General features: G+C 66.2%; 15 protein-coding genes. 11 read left to right on the forward strand and 4 right to left on the reverse strand.

What is annotated here, in order from left to right; all coding sequences use genetic code 11:
* The first annotated feature begins 93 nt into the window (after positions 1-93).
* The 5 genes from HUW53_RS07540 to HUW53_RS07560 all read left to right on the forward strand — a co-directional run bounded on the left by HUW53_RS07540 (position 94) and on the right by HUW53_RS07560 (position 5093).
* On the forward strand, positions 94-882 hold the full coding sequence (locus HUW53_RS07540) for a DeoR/GlpR family DNA-binding transcription regulator (RefSeq protein WP_237345140.1): 789 nt from the start codon (positions 94-96) through the stop codon (positions 880-882).
* A complete protein-coding gene (locus HUW53_RS07545) occupies positions 879-1946 on the forward strand; it encodes an ABC transporter ATP-binding protein (protein WP_237345141.1) in 1068 nt (355 codons plus the stop codon). The genes HUW53_RS07540 and HUW53_RS07545 overlap by 4 nt, the downstream gene beginning before the upstream one ends.
* A gap of 67 nt (positions 1947-2013) precedes the next feature.
* The gene (locus HUW53_RS07550; RefSeq protein WP_237345142.1) at positions 2014-3282 is read left to right on the forward strand and encodes an ABC transporter substrate-binding protein; all 1269 of its coding nucleotides are present in this window, start codon (positions 2014-2016) and stop codon (positions 3280-3282) included.
* 69 nt (positions 3283-3351) lie between these two features.
* The gene (locus HUW53_RS07555; protein ID WP_237345143.1) at positions 3352-4263 is read left to right on the forward strand and encodes a carbohydrate ABC transporter permease; all 912 of its coding nucleotides are present in this window, start codon (positions 3352-3354) and stop codon (positions 4261-4263) included.
* Entirely contained in the window at positions 4260-5093 is an 834-nt protein-coding gene (locus tag HUW53_RS07560) for a carbohydrate ABC transporter permease (RefSeq protein WP_237345144.1), read from the forward strand. Before HUW53_RS07555 ends, HUW53_RS07560 begins: the two co-directional genes overlap by 4 nt.
* A 27-nt stretch (positions 5094-5120) precedes the next feature.
* Here the strand turns inward: HUW53_RS07560 and HUW53_RS07565 are convergent, their stop codons facing one another.
* Positions 5121-5603: an Lrp/AsnC family transcriptional regulator gene (locus HUW53_RS07565; RefSeq protein WP_237345145.1), complete on the reverse strand. Its 483-nt coding sequence runs from the start codon at positions 5601-5603 to the stop codon at positions 5121-5123.
* 273 nt (positions 5604-5876) lie between these two features.
* On the opposite strand from HUW53_RS07565, the gene trxB reads away from it, so the two are divergent.
* From trxB to HUW53_RS07590, 5 genes are all read left to right on the forward strand, one after another.
* Positions 5877-6833 (forward strand): thioredoxin-disulfide reductase, encoded by a 957-nt coding sequence (gene trxB / locus HUW53_RS07570; RefSeq protein ID WP_237345146.1) that lies wholly within the window; start codon positions 5877-5879, stop codon positions 6831-6833.
* 128 nt (positions 6834-6961) lie between these two features.
* On the forward strand, positions 6962-7852 hold the full coding sequence (locus HUW53_RS07575) for a LysR family transcriptional regulator (protein ID WP_237345147.1): 891 nt from the start codon (positions 6962-6964) through the stop codon (positions 7850-7852).
* A gap of 323 nt (positions 7853-8175) precedes the next feature.
* Complete coding sequence (locus HUW53_RS07580; protein WP_237345148.1) at positions 8176-8694, forward strand: peptidoglycan-binding domain-containing protein; 519 nt, start codon at positions 8176-8178, stop codon at positions 8692-8694.
* Between the two features lie 80 nt (positions 8695-8774).
* Complete coding sequence (locus HUW53_RS07585) at positions 8775-9485, forward strand: M15 family metallopeptidase (protein WP_237345149.1); 711 nt, start codon at positions 8775-8777, stop codon at positions 9483-9485.
* 136 nt (positions 9486-9621) lie between these two features.
* Positions 9622-13077, forward strand: coding sequence for an autotransporter domain-containing protein (locus tag HUW53_RS07590; RefSeq protein WP_237345150.1), 3456 nt, complete (start codon positions 9622-9624; stop codon positions 13075-13077).
* 119 nt (positions 13078-13196) lie between these two features.
* Here the strand turns inward: HUW53_RS07590 and HUW53_RS07595 are convergent, their stop codons facing one another.
* The gene (locus HUW53_RS07595) at positions 13197-14501 is read right to left on the reverse strand and encodes an NAD(P)/FAD-dependent oxidoreductase (RefSeq protein ID WP_237345151.1); all 1305 of its coding nucleotides are present in this window, start codon (positions 14499-14501) and stop codon (positions 13197-13199) included.
* Here HUW53_RS07595 and HUW53_RS07600 point away from each other — a divergent pair.
* On the forward strand, positions 14418-14636 hold the full coding sequence (locus HUW53_RS07600) for a hypothetical protein (protein WP_237345286.1): 219 nt from the start codon (positions 14418-14420) through the stop codon (positions 14634-14636). The two genes, HUW53_RS07595 and HUW53_RS07600, sit on opposite strands and share 84 nt — an antisense overlap.
* Positions 14637-14893: 257 nt before the next feature.
* On the opposite strand, the gene HUW53_RS07605 is transcribed toward HUW53_RS07600, so the two are convergent.
* Both HUW53_RS07605 and HUW53_RS07610 read right to left on the reverse strand, forming a co-directional pair.
* Positions 14894-15727: a triphosphoribosyl-dephospho-CoA synthase gene (locus tag HUW53_RS07605; RefSeq protein WP_237345152.1), complete on the reverse strand. Its 834-nt coding sequence runs from the start codon at positions 15725-15727 to the stop codon at positions 14894-14896.
* Positions 15728-15738: 11 nt separating this feature from the next.
* Positions 15739-16875 carry an ATP-grasp domain-containing protein gene (locus tag HUW53_RS07610; protein ID WP_237345153.1) on the reverse strand — a complete coding sequence of 379 codons (1137 nt, stop codon included), beginning with the start codon at positions 16873-16875 and terminating at the stop codon, positions 15739-15741.
* Positions 16876-16922 lie beyond the last annotated feature (47 nt).

Below are 16922 nucleotides of genomic sequence, written 5' to 3' on the forward strand. Positions count from 1 at the left end.
TGTTCATTTGAACGTCATGGAACTGACGTGGCGCCTTCAATGAACCTGACTACGGTGCGCCACAAGTTCGAATGAACAGTGTGACGGGGCCGAATGAACATCACGACGCGGCAGCAGGACATTATCGATCTCGCGCGCCAGGACGGCTTTTTGAGCGTCGAGACGCTGGCGGAGCATTTCAGCGTGACCCCGCAGACCATCCGGCGGGATATCAACATGTTGTGTGACGCCAATCTGCTGCGCCGGCGGCGTGGGGGCGCGGAATATATGGAGGCGCCCCGCCTCAACCTGCCCTACGATTCGCGCCGTATCATCCATCCGCTCGCCAAGCAGGCCATTGGCGCCGCGGTGGCGCGCCTTATTCCCAACGGCGCCTCGGTTTCGTTCGGCATCGGCACCACGCCGGAGTTCGTCGCCCTCGCCATGCAGGGCCACGAGGACCTCACTGTCGTCACCAACAACCTCAACGTCACCATGGCGCTGAGCAGGACGCCCTCGAACCGGATCATCCTGCCGGGCGGGGCTGTACGTCTGCCCGACCGCGACCTGCTCGGTCCCCATGTGGAAGAGATGTACCGCAATTATCGGGTGGATTTCGGCGTCTTCGGGGTCGGCGGCATCGAGCCGGACGGCACCTTCGTGGATTTCGACCGGGCCGAGGTACTCGCCCGCGCGGCCATGCGCGAGAGCTGCCGGGTCTCAATCCTGGTGGCGGACATCAGCAAGTTCGGGCGGCCGGCGCCGGCGCGGGGCGGTCATCTCGCCGACGTGGACATGGTGGTGCTCGACACGGCGCCGCCCCCCGCGTTCGCCGCGCTGTTCGATGGGGACGGCCGCGGCGGGCGCCTGCGCATTGCGTCCGGCACGGGAGCGGGCACATGACGGCGCGCGCCGAGAGCTTCGTCCGCCTGGATCAGGTCACGCGCGCCTTTCCCGGCGGTGGCGGGGTCAGCGACCTTTCCATCACCATTCCACGTGGCAGCTTCACGGTGCTGCTCGGACCCTCGGGGTGCGGCAAGTCCACCACCCTGCGGCTCATCGCCGGGCTGGAGACACCGGACCAGGGGCGGATCGAGATCGATGGCCGCGAGGTGACGGCGCTGGCGCCCTCGGCGCGGGGGCTGTCGGTGGTGTTCCAATCCTATGCGCTGTTTCCGCACCTCTCGGTGGCGGAAAACATCGTGTTCGGGCTCAAGGTGCGCCGGGTGCCGAAGGTGGAGCGTACCCGCAAGCTGAAGGAAGCGCTGGCGTTGACCGGGCTCGAAGGTCTCGATGATCGCAAGCCGGCCGAACTCTCCGGTGGCCAGCGCCAGCGGGTGGCGCTGGCTCGCGCCATCGTTGCCGACCACCCGTTGTGTCTGATGGACGAGCCGCTGTCCAACCTCGACGCCAAGCTGCGCCACGGGGTACGGCAGGAGATCCGCGCCTTGCAGCGCCGGCTCGGGATGACGGTGATCTATGTCACCCACGACCAGACCGAGGCCATGGGCATGGCCGATCACGTCATCCTCATGCGCGCGGGGCGGATCGAGCAGCAGGGCGCGCCGGTCGCGCTCTATGAAGAGCCGGCGACGGCCTTTGCCGCGAGCTTCATCGGCACCCCGCCCATGACCCTGGTGCCGGCGGCGGCCGTTTCGATCCTGGCGCCGGCGGGCTACGTGCAGGAGCGCCTGACGGCCGGCGTGCGTAGTGAGGCCGTGCGGCTGCTGCCGACGGGCGTGGGTCCGCTTCCGGCGACGGTGGTGGCGAGCGAGTTTCTGGGCGCCGAAACCTTCGTTTATCTGCGCCTTGCCGGTGGCGAGACGCTGACCGCGCGCATTCCCGGCCGCGCGGAACCGGTGCCGGGCGCGGCGGTGTCCGTCCGTTGGCCGGAAGAGGCCACCCACTGGTTCGATTGCGAGACCGGCCGGCGGATCGCGATTCCGCACATGGCAGAGGGATCATAGTGCGCCACCGGCTGAACTTTTCCCATTCACCCGTCCGCGTTTGCTCCAAGGCTAGAAGGACACGACCATGAGACGCTTTTTCACCGCCACCGCCCTGGCGGCGGGACTGCTCGCGGCCACCGCCGCCTCGGCCTTCGCGAAGACCGAGCTAACCATGTACTATCCGATTTCCGTCGGCGGGCCGCTGACGAAAGTCATCGATGGGATGATCGAGGGATTCGAGAAGGAGAATCCGGAGATCGACGTGAAGGCCGTCTATGCGGGCAATTATGACGACACCCGCGTGCGCGTTCTTTCGGCTCTGAAGAGCGGCCAGCCGGCGCAGCTTTCGGTGCTGTTCTCCATTGACGCTTATGACCTGATCGAACAGGACCTCATCGTCCCCTTCGATGATGTGGTGAAGTCCGACGCGGAAAAGGCCTGGTTGAACGGCTTCTATCCGGCGCTGATGGCCAATGGTCGCATCGAGGGCAAGACCTGGGGCGTGCCGTTCCAGCGCTCCACCATCGTCATGTATTACAACAAGGACATGTTCAAGGAAGCAGGGCTCGACCCCGAGGTGCCGCCCAAGACCTGGGACGAGATGGTGGCGGTGGGCAAAAAACTCACCAAGGAGGGGCGCTATGGCCTCATGGTGCCGTCCACCGGTTATCCCTATTGGATGTTTCAGTGCTTCGCCATCCAGAACGGCAAGGAACTGATGAGCGCGGATGGCGCTAGCGTCCATTTCGATGATCCTGCGGTCATCGAGGCGCTCGACTTCTGGAAGTCCTTGTCCGTTGAGCAGAAAATCTCCCCCACGGGGCTTGTGGAGTGGGGCACCCTGCGCCAGGCCTTCGTGCAGGGCCAGACCGCGATGATGTGGCACACCACCGGCAACCTCACGGCGGTGAAGAAGGAAGCGAAGTTCGATTTCGGCGTGGCCGAGCTGCCGGCCCACAAGCGCCCCGGTTCGCCCACCGGCGGCGGCAACTTCTACCTGTTCAAGAGCGCTTCCGAGGTCGAGCGCAAGGCGGCGCTGAAGCTCATCCGCTACATGACCGCGCCGGAGCGGGCGGCCGAATGGTCCATTGCCACCGGCTATGTGGGTGTGAGCCCGGCGGCCTATGAGACCGAGCAGCTCAAGGCTTATGGCAAGGCGTTCCCCCAGGCCCTCGTTGCCCGCGACCAGCTCAAGGTTGCCATCGCCGAGTTCTCCACCTGGGATACCGCCCGCGTGCGCGAGGCGCTCAACAACGCCATCCAGGCGGCGTTGACCGGCACCAAGACTCCGGCCGAGGCCCTGAAGGAAGCTCAGGCCACCGCCGACCAACTGCTCAAGCCGTTCAAGCACTGACCGGCGGCCCGTGAACCGGGGGAGGGCGGGCCGGAAGGCGCGTCCTCCGCTCCTGTGAAGAAAAGCGTCATGCCCCGATCCCGCGCCCTTGATCCGATCGCGCAGCGCCAGCGCCGCCTTCATGCCCTTTATGGCTGGATGCTGCTGACGCCGGCGCTCCTCCTTTTGACGTTGTTCGCCTTCCTGCCGGCGGCCGCCACGCTCTGGGGGAGCTTCTTTTCGCGCGGGACGCCGCGCCGGCCGGCGGTGTTCAACGGCCTCGAGAATTACGCCGATCTGTTCGCCGATCCCACCTTCTGGACCGTGATCGGCAACACCCTTCTGTATGCGGCGGTGACGATCCCGGTCTCCATCGCCCTGGCGCTGCTGATGGCGCTGTGGGCTGATGGGCGGATGCCGCTGCGCGGCTTCGTGCGCGGCGCCTATTTCACGCCCACTGTGCTGCCCATGGTGGCGGCGGCGAACCTGTGGCTGTTCTTCTACACGCCGGGTCTCGGGGTGATCGACGCCTTCACCGGCCTCTTCGGTCTGCCGCCGGTGAACTGGCTGGGCCAGCCGCAGACGGCGCTGTGGGCGGTCATCGTCGTGACGGTATGGAAGGAGGCGGGCTTCTTCATGATCTTCTATCTCGCCGCGCTCCAGACCATCCCGCCGGACCTGCGCGAAGCCGCGCGGGTGGAGGGGGCGGGGCGTTTCACCTATCTGCGGCGGGTGTTGCTGCCGCTGCTGATGCCCACGACCGCCTTCATTTTCATCAACGCGCTCATCAATTCAGTGAAGTTGATCGATCAGCTTTTCATCCTCACCAAGGGCGGGCCGAACAACGCCACCAAGCTCGCCCTCTACTGGGTGTGGGAGATGGCCTTTTCCTATTTCGACCGGCCCCATGCCGCCGCCATGACCGTGCTGTTGCTGCTGGTGCTCGGGGTTGTGGCCATCCTCCATTTCACCGTGTTCGACAAGCGGATCCACTACCGATGATCTCTTCGCTGCTGGTTCGGCCGATCCGCTGGAGCACGGCGCTGGACGCCGCCGGGGCTTGGCTGCTCGCGCTGGTGTGGATCGCGCCACTGCTGTTCGCCGTCTGGGCCTCGCTCCGGGCGCCGGGCGAGGCACTGGACTTCTCACTCAGCCGCCCCTTTACACTCGACAATTATCGGGCAGCCTGGGTTGCCGCCCCCTGGCCCACCTACATGCTCAATACCTTGATGCTGGTGACCTTCACTCTGGCCGGGCAGCTGGTGCTGTGCACCCTCGCCGGGTTCGCCTTCGCGCGGTTCCGGTTTCGCGGGCGCGAGGTGCTGTTCGTGCTGGTGCTGCTCCAGCTCTTCATTCTGCCCGAGGTGCTGATCGTGGAGAATTACGCCATGGTTTCGCGCCTGGCCTTGCTCGACACCATCGCAGGCATGGGCCTGCCCTATGTCGCCAGCGCCTTCGGCATCTTTCTGCTGCGGCAGGCGTTCAGATCGGTGCCGGTGGAGCTGGAGGAAGCGGCGCGGGTGGAGGGATGCTCCTGGCTCGGGGTGCTGTGGCGGGTCTATGTGCCGGTGACGCGGCCGGTCTATCTCGCCTATGCGCTGGTTTCGGTGGCGACCCACTGGAACAATTTCCTGTGGCCGCTGATCGTGACCAATTCTCCCGACACCCGGCCGCTGACAGTGGGGCTCTCCCTGTTCGGCGCGCCCGAGAGCGGGGTGAATATCTCCATTATCAGCGCCGCGACACTCATGGTGGTGGCGCCGCTGTTGCTGGCCTTTCTCATTTTCCAGCGGCAGTTCATCCAGTCCTTCCTGCGGGCCGGCATCCGCTGAGAGGACTGACGGGCGGCCCAGCCTCTGCTACAGGCGCTGGAAACCGGCTTCCAGCGGTACCGCCGGGGCGTTCTTCACCTGTTTCAGGGTGAGGGCGGTCTTCACGTTGCGTACGTTCGGCGTGGCGGTGATTTCCAGGACGAAATTCTGGAAGGTGCGCAGGTCCGGCGCCACGCACAGCATCATGAAGTCCACGTCGCCGGAGAGCATCCAGGCGGTGCGCACCAGCGGCCACTGATCGATGCGCTCCTGGAAGGCGGCAAGATCCGTGTCCGCCTGGCTGATGAGGTGCACCATGGCGAAGGCCATCAGGTCGTAACCGAGGCGCTTCTCATCCAGGAGGGCGCGATAGCCCTGGATGATGCCGTCTTCCTCCAGCGCCCGCACCCGGCGCAGGCACGGCGGGGCGGAAATGCCCACCCGGCGCGACAGCTCCACGTTCGTCATGCGCCCGTCGCGCTGGAGCTCGTCGAGGATCTTCCAGTCGACAGCATCAAGGCGAACGGTCAAGGCGCACTCCCGGGGGGCAAAGGCGCCGATGTTCGGCGCACCGGCACCTTAGTGCGCGATTGCGGCAACGCAACGAAATAATCTTTCGCCATGTTGCCCGTGCACAATGGTCACGAAAGGTGACCCTGGGTCCTGGGGCGACGCCTTGTGGCGATGCGGTAGAGCCCCTACATTTGCGCATAGCTTACGCTGTGCTTGGGCATGGCCGCGATCACCGCGCCGCCCACAGCCTTGGCGTCTTCGCCCTGGCGGGCAGAGAGCTTCGAGGACGTTATGAGTGTCCAGCATACCAAGGTCGTCATCATCGGGTCGGGTCCGGCGGGCTTCACCGCCGCCATCTATGCCGCTCGCGCCATGCTCAAGCCGGTGCTGTTCGAAGGCATCCAGCCCGGCGGGCAACTGACCATCACCACCGAGGTGGAGAACTATCCCGGCTTCGCCGAGCCCATCCAGGGTCCCTGGCTGATGGAGCAGATGCGCGCCCAGGCCGAGCATGTGGGCACCACCCTCGTGGCCGACCATGTGGCGAGCCTTGATCTGTCGCAGCGGCCGTTCAAGCTCGTCACCGAGTCGGGCGTGACCTACGCGGCGGATGTGGTGATCCTCGCCACCGGCGCCCAGGCGCGCTGGCTGGGGCTGGACTCGGAACACTCCTATCGCGGGTTCGGCGTCTCCGCCTGCGCCACCTGCGACGGCTTCTTCTATCGCGGCAAGAACGTGGTGGTCGTGGGCGGTGGCAACACCGCCGTGGAGGAAGCGCTGTTCCTCACCAATTTCGCCGCCAAGGTCACGCTCGTGCACCGGCGCGAGGGCTTCCGGGCGGAACGCATCCTGCAGGATCGCCTGTTTGCCAATCCCAAGGTGGATGTGATCTGGAACGTTGAGGTGGCCGAGGTGCTGGGGGCCGACGAGCCGCCCCATGTCACCGGCGTGGCGCTGCGCGACGTGCGCAGCGGCGAGACGCGGCAGATCGCGACGGATGGGGTGTTCGTTGCCATCGGCCACGCCCCGGCGACCGATCTCGTGAAGGACCAGCTCAAGCTGAAGCCCTCCGGCTATGTGTGGACGGCGCCCGATTCCACCGCCACCTCGGTGCCGGGGGTGTTCGCGGCCGGCGATGTCGCGGACGACGTGTTTCGGCAGGCGGTCACCGCCGCCGGGCGCGGCTGCATGGCGGCCCTGGAGGCGGAGCGCTTTTTGGCCCACGCCGTGGCCGAGGCCGCTGAATAACGACCAGGGCGCCGCCATAGGGCGGCGCTTTTTTATGCGGGGAGCGACGGGCTCCGCGGTTCGGCTCCGTCAACCAACGAAAACGCAGGCATCCTGCCACCGCAGGTGCCGCACAATCCGGGGCCCCCATGGACTGGGACAAGCTGAAGGTCTTCCACGTCGCCGCCGAAGCGGGTTCGTTCACCCATGCGGGTGAAACCCTGGGGCTCTCGCAATCGGCCGTGAGCCGCCAGGTGTCGGCGCTGGAGGCCGAGCTGAAGGTGCCCCTGTTCCACCGCCACGCGCGGGGGCTCATTCTCACCGAGCAGGGCGAGTTGCTCTACCGCACCGCCCACGAGGTGTTCCTGAAGCTGGAATCGGCGCGGGCGCAATTGTCCGACAGCCGCGAGAAGCCAAACGGCGAATTGCGGGTCACCACCACCGTGGGCCTTGGCACCCATTGGCTGACGGCGCGGGTGGGCGAGTTCGTCGAGCTGTACCCAGACATCCGCATTCAGCTCATCCTGACCGACGAGGAACTGGATCTGGCCATGCGCGAGGCGGACGTGGCCATTCGCATGCGCCAGCCGGTGCAGCCGGATCTGGTGCAGCGCAAGCTGTTCACCGTGCATTTCCACGCCTATGCCTCGGTCGATTATCTGAAGCGGCATGGCCACCCCCGCACCGTGGATGAACTCGACAAGCATCGCATCCTGCTGCTTGGGGGGCCGATCCCCTCCTATTTCCAGGGTCTGAACTGGCTGGAGCACGCCGGGCGCGACGGCACCCAGCCGCGCATCCCGGCGTTCGAGGTGAACAGCGTGCTGGGGCTGAAGCGCGCGGTGGAGCGGGGCGTGGGCATCGGCACCCTGCCGGACTATCTGACCGACGATGCCACCTCCCTTGTGCAGCTCTTCACCGACCGCGAGACGCCGAAGCTGGAGGCCTATTTCACCTATGCCCAGGAAATGCGCTCCGTGGCGCGCATCCAGGTGTTTCGTGACTTCCTGATCTCGAAGGCACAGCGTTGGAACTATTAAAATTTTTCACTAGCATGACGGTTTCCGCAGGGCTGTGGCCACAAGCTCGGCGTCAAGCGCATGCCTGATATGCGGTCATTTGGCGTTGCAATATGCCTAAGCTGCGTGCACTTTGCTCAAGCGCTGATCGCATCGTGATTGATGCTTCAGCTGTTCCCCTCTGGAAGGTTCGCCGCTCTGCGGCGATACTTGCCGGGTCCGTCACTGGGCCCGGCATTTTTCTTTTGGCGCCCAGCCTGCGCGCGTCCGGTAATATGTTATAGGTCTGCGGCATACCGCTGGCGCCGCGGCTCCGGGCGCCGATCTCGCATGGGGGTGGTTCAATGGCACTGCTGAAGCGTGGATTGGCTGGTGAACCGGTCAGGATCCTGCAATCGAAGCTCGGCCTGGCAGCCGACGGCCAGTTCGGCCCCGCGACGGAACAGGCTCTGAAGGCCTATCAGACCGCCCACGGCCTGGAGGCGGACGGCATTGCCGGGCCGGATACCTTCTTGGCCCTGGATCTGCCGGAACTGATCCTGCTGGCCGTGGGCAGCCGCGGCGAGGCGGTGAAGAAGCTTCAGGCCGCGCTGGGGGTCGCCGCCGACGGCGTGTTCGGGGCGGGCACAGAGACTGCGCTGAAGGCGTTTCAGACGAAGAACGGGCTCGATGTGGACGGCATGGCCGGTCCCGTGACGCTCCAGAAGATATCGGCCTTTGCCGCGATCATTACGCCCGCGGTGGTGGAGAAGGCCTTGTCGGGACCGGAAGTGCCGAGCGCGGATTCCAAGCCGGCCGCCGCCGAACTCGCCAAAGCCCCGCATAAGAGCCTCTGGCAGACCATCACGAGCTTCTTTTCCTGAGGTCGGTTCCGCGCCCCCGCGCGGTTGCGGCTTGCCGCGAGGGTGCGGGGGGCTAAACTGACTTCATCCTCGGATGGGGCATGCGACGCCGTTCCATGAATACCTTTGCGAAACCTGCCGCCGTCGTGCTCGGCCTTGCCGGGCTGGTGGCTCCCGCCGTCGGCGTCGCGGCTCCGGCGGCGCGCCCTGAGGTGTTTGTGGACGTCAAGGATCTGCTGCCGGATGTGGTGCTCGATGTGCGCTATGCCGGCAGCCGCAATTTCGTGGGCGCGCCGGTGGATGGCTATGGCGCGGCGCGCTGTCTTCTCACCCGGCCGGCGGCCGAGGCCCTCGCCGGCGTGGCGCGGGACGCGCAGGCCCGGGGCCTCAAGCTGAAGCTGTTCGACTGCTACCGGCCGGCGCGGGCGGTTGCCCATTTCGCGCGGTGGGCGGCCGACCTGTCCGATACGCGCACCAAGGCCACCTATTATCCCGACCTCGACAAGGGGCAGTTGTTCGCCCTCGGCTACATTGCCGCGCGCTCGGGCCATTCGCGCGGGTCCACCCTCGACCTCACAATGGTAGAGGCCGAGACCGGTGCCGAGCTGGACATGGGCACGCCGTTCGATCTCTTCAGCACCCTGTCGTGGCCCGATTCGGATGCGGTGACGGCGGAGCAGAAAGCCAATCGCCGGCTGCTCGCGCGGCTCATGGCCGAACACCGCTTCAAGCCATTTGCCCAGGAATGGTGGCATTTTACGCTCGCGGACGAGCCATTTCCCGCCACCTACTTCGATTTTCCGATCGAGTGAGGCGGAGCCGCGATGAAAGCGACACAAATTCGCCGTCGCGTCGCCATGAAGGGCTAACGACCGGCGAAATGTCACGGTAATGTGGCAACGCCCCGTTAGGGAAGGGTGAACCTTTCCATTGCCAGGACGTCTGCCCATGCCTGCGCTGCGCGCCTCCGTCAGCCCCTTGGTTCTCGTCCTGCTGTGCTGCGGCCTGTGCGCGTCGGCGCGCGCCGGGTCCTTCACCGTGCCGCCGGCCGCCGGCCCGCAGGAGGTTTCGGGAACCGATACCGGCAGCGTGGCAACCGGCGCGACCCTCGACGGCGGGGCCGATGCCGCCATCACCTGGAGCGCGCCCGCCACCGATGCCGGCATCTCCATCGTCAATGACGGAACCATCACCTCTGGCGGTCGCGCCATCGATTCGGCGTCCGATGTCACCGGCATCCTGTCCCTGGTGAACACCGGCATCGTGGCTTCCACCGACGATGCCTTGCGCATCAAAGGCAGCTTCGCCGCAGGCACCCTGGAGGTGACGAACGAAGGCGTCGTCCGCTCCGCCGAGGGGCAGGCCATCGACCTTGACGCGGCGAGTGACGCCACCGCCTCCGTCTATCTGGTCAATTCCGGCACGGTCGCATCCGGCGGCAGCGATGCGGTGCGCCTGGGTGGCGGCAGCATCCTCATCCTCAATTCGGGGACCATCGAGACCACCGCTGCCGGCAAGCGGGCGATCAAGATGGACACGCCCGGCAATCTGGACAGCCTCGCCGCCCTCACCATCCTCAACGAGGCCGGGGGCATCATCTCTGGCACCGACGACGGCATCAAGATCTCGTCCGAGAGCCTCAGCAGCGCGGCCACGCTCATCTCCATCAGCAACGGCGGCATCATCCGCTCCACCGTGGACGGGCAGGCGATCGACCTTGGCGGCATCGCCACCAAAGACACCATCATCACCATCAACAATGACGAGACTGGCCTCATCACCGCCGCGGACGACGACGCCATCCAGGGCGCCAACGGCATGGAGGTCTACAATTCCGGGACGATCCGCTCGTCTTACGCGGCGGGTACCGCGGACACACAGAACAATTCCGCCATCAAGATCGACGGGGAAGAGGTGGCGGGCGGCATGCGCGCCGTCATCGTCAATGAAGCCACCGGCACCATTTCCGGCGCCTACCACGGCATCAAGGCCTCAGGCTCCGAGGATGTGGTGGAGGTGGTCAATTATGGAATGATCGAGGGGCGCAACGGGTCCGGCGTGAATTCCAACGGCACCGGCGTGGTGCTCAACTACGGCAAGATCACCGGCACGTTTGATCCGGCCGCCAGTTTCGGCGACGGGGACGGGGTGGATTTCGATCGTGCCGGGGCCATCTTCAATTACGGCACCATCGCCGGCCTCGGCTCCAAGGGCACCAAGCCGGGCGAGACTTCGCCCAGCACCAGCGAGGGCATCGCCATTGGCGGCGGCAGCATCGTCAATGGTGATGCGGAGACGCCGACGGCCCTCATTTCCGGCGCCAACAACGGCATTCTGGCCGACGACAGCAATGGCGGGGATGTCTTCAGCGCTCTGTCGGTGATCAATTCCGGCACCATCCGTGGCGAGGACGGCTTCGGCATTCGGATCGTCAACACGGCGGGCACCTTCGGCAACACCATCGTCAATTACGGCACCATCTCCGGCACCACCTTTGCCGTGGCCATGGGCGATGGCGACGACCTGTTCGTCTATGAGGCCGGTTCCAAAGTGGTGGGCGCGGTGAAGGCCGAGGGTGGGCGCGACACCTTCCGCCTGGGCGAGCTGGATGGGGCCTTCGATCTCTCGCTCCTCGGCGACGGTGCCACCTACCAGGGCTTTGAGCGCCTGACGCTCGCTACCGGATCGAGCTGGATCGTCACCGGCAGCAGCGATTTCGCGGGCGCCACCAGGGTTCTGGGCGCGACCCTGCTGCTGGGGGATGCCGCCCTTGCGGGCTCCGCCGTGGCGGTGGCGCGCGATGGCGACAGCGGTCTTTCCGGTTATCTTCTCGGCACGGGGACCATCGGCGCGCTTGCAGTGGGGAACGGCGGCGTGGTCGTGCCCGGCTCCGCAGGGGTGTCCGGGACCCTCTCCGTGGTGGGCGATGTCCGCTTTGGAGCCGGCTCCACCTATCAGGTTCATGTGTCCACCGCCGGCACCGTTGACTTGATCGATGCGGGCGGCGGCGCGAGCATCGACGGTGGCGCGCGGGTGGTGCTGGACACGGCCTCCACCGCCCTGGACTGGGGCACCGCTTATGTGGTCCTCAGCGCGGACGGCGGAGTGAGCGGCAATTTCGGCGCTGTTTCCGGCGGTGCCGATTACCTGTTCCTTACGCCGGTTCTCGGCGCCGATGCGACCGACATCTATCTGACCCTGGAGCGCAACGGCACCGCTTTTTCCCGCTATGCGGTGACGTCCAACCAACGGGCCGTGGCGCTGTCGCTCGATCTTTACGGCAGGGTGGCGACCGCCGGCAGCTCCGCGCTCTATGACACGCTGGTCGAGCAAACCTCCCCTGCCACCATGCGCACCGCCTTCACCCAGCTTGCGGGCGACATCCATGCCAGCATCGGCAGCGCGCTCTTCAATGAAAATGCGCTGGTCAACGACACCCTGCTCGGTCGCGCGCGGCAGGCGGGCTATGCCGGCAGCACCGGGGCGGTGGCGGCTCTGGGCTTCGGGGGGCCAGCGAGCGCCTATGTGGAGCCGGCACCGGTCGCGGCCGGGCCCTTCAAGGCGGTGCCGGCCACGGCGCGGCCGTCCGGCCCGGTGTTGACCGCCTGGGCCCAGGGCTATGGCCAATGGGTGGATTCGAATGCCGGTCCGGTGGACGCCAGCACCCGGCTCGGCGGTGCCCTGGTGGGGCTCGACGCCACCGATGGCAGCCTCGTCTACGGCTTTGCGGTGGGCTATTCGTCCAGCTCCACGTCATCGGGCAACGCCTCGGCCGATGCGGACACGGCCCGGATCGCCGGCTATGCGGGGGCGAGCCTGGAGGCCTGGAAGCTGCGGCTGGGCGCCGACATAGGGTGGAGCACCCTGTCCACATCCCGTGCCGTGGCCCTCACGGGGGAGCAGCCGCAGGCGGACTATGACGGCACGTCCGCCAATCTGTTCGGCGAAGTGGGCTACACGCTGGGCTTCGGCGCAGTGGCGCTGGAGCCGTTCGCCGGGATAGCCTGGAGCTATGCGGACCTCGGCAGCTTCACCGAAACCGGAGCGCCCGTCTCCGGCCTCAGCTCCGGCGGCACGAGCCTGAGCACGCCCTATTCCACCCTTGGCCTGCGCGCGGCCGGCAGCTTCGCGGTGGCGGAGGGCGCACGCCTGACGCCCTATGCCTCCGCCGGCTGGCGCCACGCTTTCGGCGATGTCACGCCGACCGAGAGCCTGACCTTGGTGAGCACCGGCACCGCCTTCACCAGCGAGGGGGTGCCACTGGCCACCGACAGCATGGTGGTGACCGGCGGTTTCGATCTCGGCCTGATGACCGGCATCACCCTCGGCCTCGCCTATGACGGCAGCTTCGGCGACGGCGTCACCTCTAACGCGGGTCGGGGCGTGGTGTCTGTGAAGTTCTAGAGCGGTTGCCGTTCGCGCGGGCGCACGTCATCCGCTCTAGGTTAGAGTATTCACGCATTCTCTTCACGCAAGCCGGAATCCATTTCGCTTGAAAATGCTCGAATGGATGCGGCTTTCGATTAGCCTCTACCGGTGTCGGTCTCTTCCATCTGCACCTGCTTCAGCTTCTTGATGCCAAGCAGATGGAGCGCCGCGTTTTCATAGAAGGTCTCGCTTACGCCTTGCCGAACCTTGCGCAGGAAGTAGTGCTCGAAACCGACTTTGGCCGCATGGACCCAGGCGCCTTGCGCGGACCAATTGACGTTGCGCGGCGGAATCTGGGGCTGCGCGACGAATGCGATGCCACCGTCGCCGAAATCGGCAAGACACACGGCGTTCCAAGTGGCGACGGCGCGGGGCTCGGCCCCGCGCAGCAGAGCGGCGATGTTGGCCGCGGTGGCCGTCACCATGGATTCGATCATGAAGCCGGTCTTGGGCACGCCCACGGGCAAGGGCGTCTTCCCCACCGGCGGAATGGCCACGCCCACACCGACGGCGAAGATGTTGGGGAAGGCTGCATTGCGTTGATGCTTGTCCACCAGGACGAAGCCGCGCGGATTGGTCAGCCCGGCGATGCCGGAAATCGCCGGTACGCCGCGAAAAGCGGGAAGGATCATGGAAAAGGCGAAGGGCAGGTCGTGGGTGGCCTTGAGGCTGCCGTCGTCCGCGACTTCATCCACCCGAATGAGGTCCTTTTCGACCTTGGTGATGCGTGCGTTCGTGATCCACTTGATGTGGTGCTCCCGCAGCGCGCTCTCCAACAGGCCCTTGGTGTCCCCGACCCCGTCCAGACCGAGATGCCCCACATAGGGCTCGGGGGTCACGAAGGTCATGGGCACAAGGTCGCGGGTTCTGGCCTTGCGCAAGGCCGCATCCAGGATGAAGGCGAACTCATAGGCTGGCCCGAAGCACGAGGCCCCCGGCGCCGCACCGATCACCACGGGCCCCGGCGCCTTCACCAGCGCGTCATATGCCACACGGGCCTTGGCCGCGTGATCGGTGAGGCAGACCGAGTGCGTATGCCCCTCCGGCCCGAGGCCGTCCACCTCGTCGAAGGCGAGGTCGGGGCCGGTGGCTACCACGAGGTAGTCATAGTCAAGCACCATCCCGTCGTTGAGTTCGATCCGGTTCTCCTCGGGAAAGAGGCGTCGCGCACCCTGGGGATATAGGGGGATTTTCTTGCTGGCGAATATTTTTGAAAGATCCACGCAGATCTCTTCCGGCCGGCGCCATCCTACCGCGACCCACGGATTGGATGGAACAAAGCTATAGAGACTTCCTTTATTGACAACGATGACTTCATGGCTTGCGCTGATATTCTGTTTCAGCTCATAGGCCATGATGACGCCGCCGAGACCTGCGCCGAGTACGACAATCCGCGCCATTATGTTTCCTCCTCATTGATTGTTGATTTTATTTTTATGGCTTGGTTGCACCGTTCCACCGGGATGCCGAAAGCCGCTTGGCCAAAGGCATTTGGCGAGGCGATCTGGTGCGGCGCCGAGCTTGTCGGACATTAACATTCAAATATATTAAATTCAATAACTGTAATGTATGTGCCGAAGCGATCCATGCCTTGCCCGCCCGCGCGACAGGGAAGGTGTGGGTATGAAATGGGCGGTGTGCGGATATGACGCCAAGATCCCGCGCGAGAGATACATGAACATTTTGATAATATTTTAACGTATGTCAATTAAATACTATTAAAACTAATACATAGTACAGTATTTTGAAATATTATATTTTCGACATGATCGTATTGTGGATCAGATGCAATTTAATTGCCGAGAAGCGCCGCGAAAATACTGGCCACGGTCAGGTCTGCGGTGGTGCCGGGGTTGAGCCCTCGGCCCTTCAGGCTCGCGTCGAACGCCAAGAGCCGGGCCTGCCGATCGGCGGGTGCTGCGCCGACGATCGCCGCGCGCACCTCTTGCGCCTCGCGCCGCACGCCTTCGGCCGCCGGCACGCCGAACTTGCGGACGATGTGGCTGTCCGCAAAGGCGCTCAGCAGGGCGAGATACGCGTTCTCCACGCCGTGCGGGGCACACGGATCGGGGTCGAGGGCGGGCACGGCGATGTCGAACAGGTCCGCGAAGCCGGTCACATATTGCTGGGCGATCCGGTCCCGCGCGGCCGCGAGGGCCATGGCGGCGCGCAGATCGATGGAGGCCGGCGCGCGCACATCCGCCGCATCGGTGCTGCCCAGGCCGCCGGGATTGGCGGCGGCGATGGCACGAAACGCCTCTCCCGCATCGGCAATCGTGAGGCCGTCGAGCACCGATGCCAGCCGGGCGCGCAGCGGCTGCCGATCGGGCATGAACGCCGCCGCGATCAGCGGCGCACAGAGCAGGATAATGCCGAGATTGGTGTTGCAGCCGGCAGCGGCCAGGGAGGCGTCCACGGCGCGGCGAATGCGCTGGCCGACGCCGAGGTCGGGGGTGGCGATGACGGCGGCCGCGGCTTCCGCCGCCTGCTCGAAGTGGTGGACATCCATGCCGTGGCCCGGCGCGAACACATGCACATTGCCGGGCTTCAGGGCGTGAAGCTCGGCCCGGCATGCGGCCAGGAAGCGGGATGAGGCCAGGAAGCGGGCGGCGATGGGGTCCGGCATCAGGCTCGCGTTCAGGCGGCAGGCTCAGCCGTGGTGGCGAAGCCGAATTGGCCGCGCAGTTCCCGGGTCAAGGTCTCAAGCCGCGCGCGGGCGCTCTCCAGGCTCGGCCCGCTGGCGCGCACGGTGCAAACGGGCGCCCCACGGGGAATGGCCGCGCCGGCCGCCGGCCGATCCGCCACATGGGCGGGCAGGGCGTCGGCGGGCACCAGCAGGTCGTCTTCCGCATAGAGCACCTGCGCCGCGTGAACCTCGGTCGGCGAGGGCACGCTCGCCGGCAGGCGCCCGCCGCACGCCGCAAGATGCAGGCCCAGCAGGGGCGGCAGCGGATCCACGTCGAAAATGTCGAGGGTGGCGCCCAGGCGGGGGTTCACTTCCACCAGGAACCAGCCGTCGTCGCTGACGACGAAGTCCATGGACACGAGGCCCACCAGCCCGCAGGCGAGGGCGATGCGGATCGCCCCGTCGCGCATGGCCTCGCCCTGGGCTTCGGGCAGCGCCACCGGCCCCGCCACGCCGCCGTAGCGAAACGGATGGTCCGGATCACCGTCGCGCCACTGGTGCGAGGCGCCGACCACGATCGCCCTGCGTCCGGCGGCGAGCAGGAGCAGGGAATAGGCCTCCCCCTTGACCTCGCGTTGCAGGTAATAGCCGGCCTCGGGGGCCGAGAGATCGCCGGCCGCGCGGCGGCGGATATGGCCGCCGCCAGCGCCGCCGATCTTCTTGGCGATCACGCCTGCGGCGCCAAAGGTGTCCGGCGCGGGCGCCTCGATGGTCACGTCGGGAAAGGGGATGCCGAGATGGGCGCACAGGCCCGCGAGGGCGAGCGGGTCCTTCAGCACGCGCACCGTTTCGGGCGAGTTGCCGAGAATGGGATTGCGCGCTGCGATCCGTGCCATGAGGTCCGGCTCGTCCTCCAGTCCGCCGCCCAGCACCACCGGCAGGCCGGCGGGGGCAAGGCTGGTGAGGGCCTGAATCAGGTCGTCGCCATCGAAGGCGTAGCCGTTGCGCTTGTGCACCCGCACGCACCGCGCGGCATGGGCACAGGTGTCGAGATCGGCGAACAGGTCGAGCGCCAGGGCGGCGAACCCGGCGCGGGCGGCGCTGGCGGCCAGGGGCCGCGCGGAAAGGGCGATGAGTGCGAGATCCATGCTTGGTCGGCCTGCCTGTTCGTGAACCCGCCGCTGGCTTGGGCCCG

The organism is Xanthobacter agilis, assembly GCF_021730435.1.
Lineage (GTDB): Bacteria > Pseudomonadota > Alphaproteobacteria > Rhizobiales > Xanthobacteraceae > Xanthobacter > Xanthobacter agilis.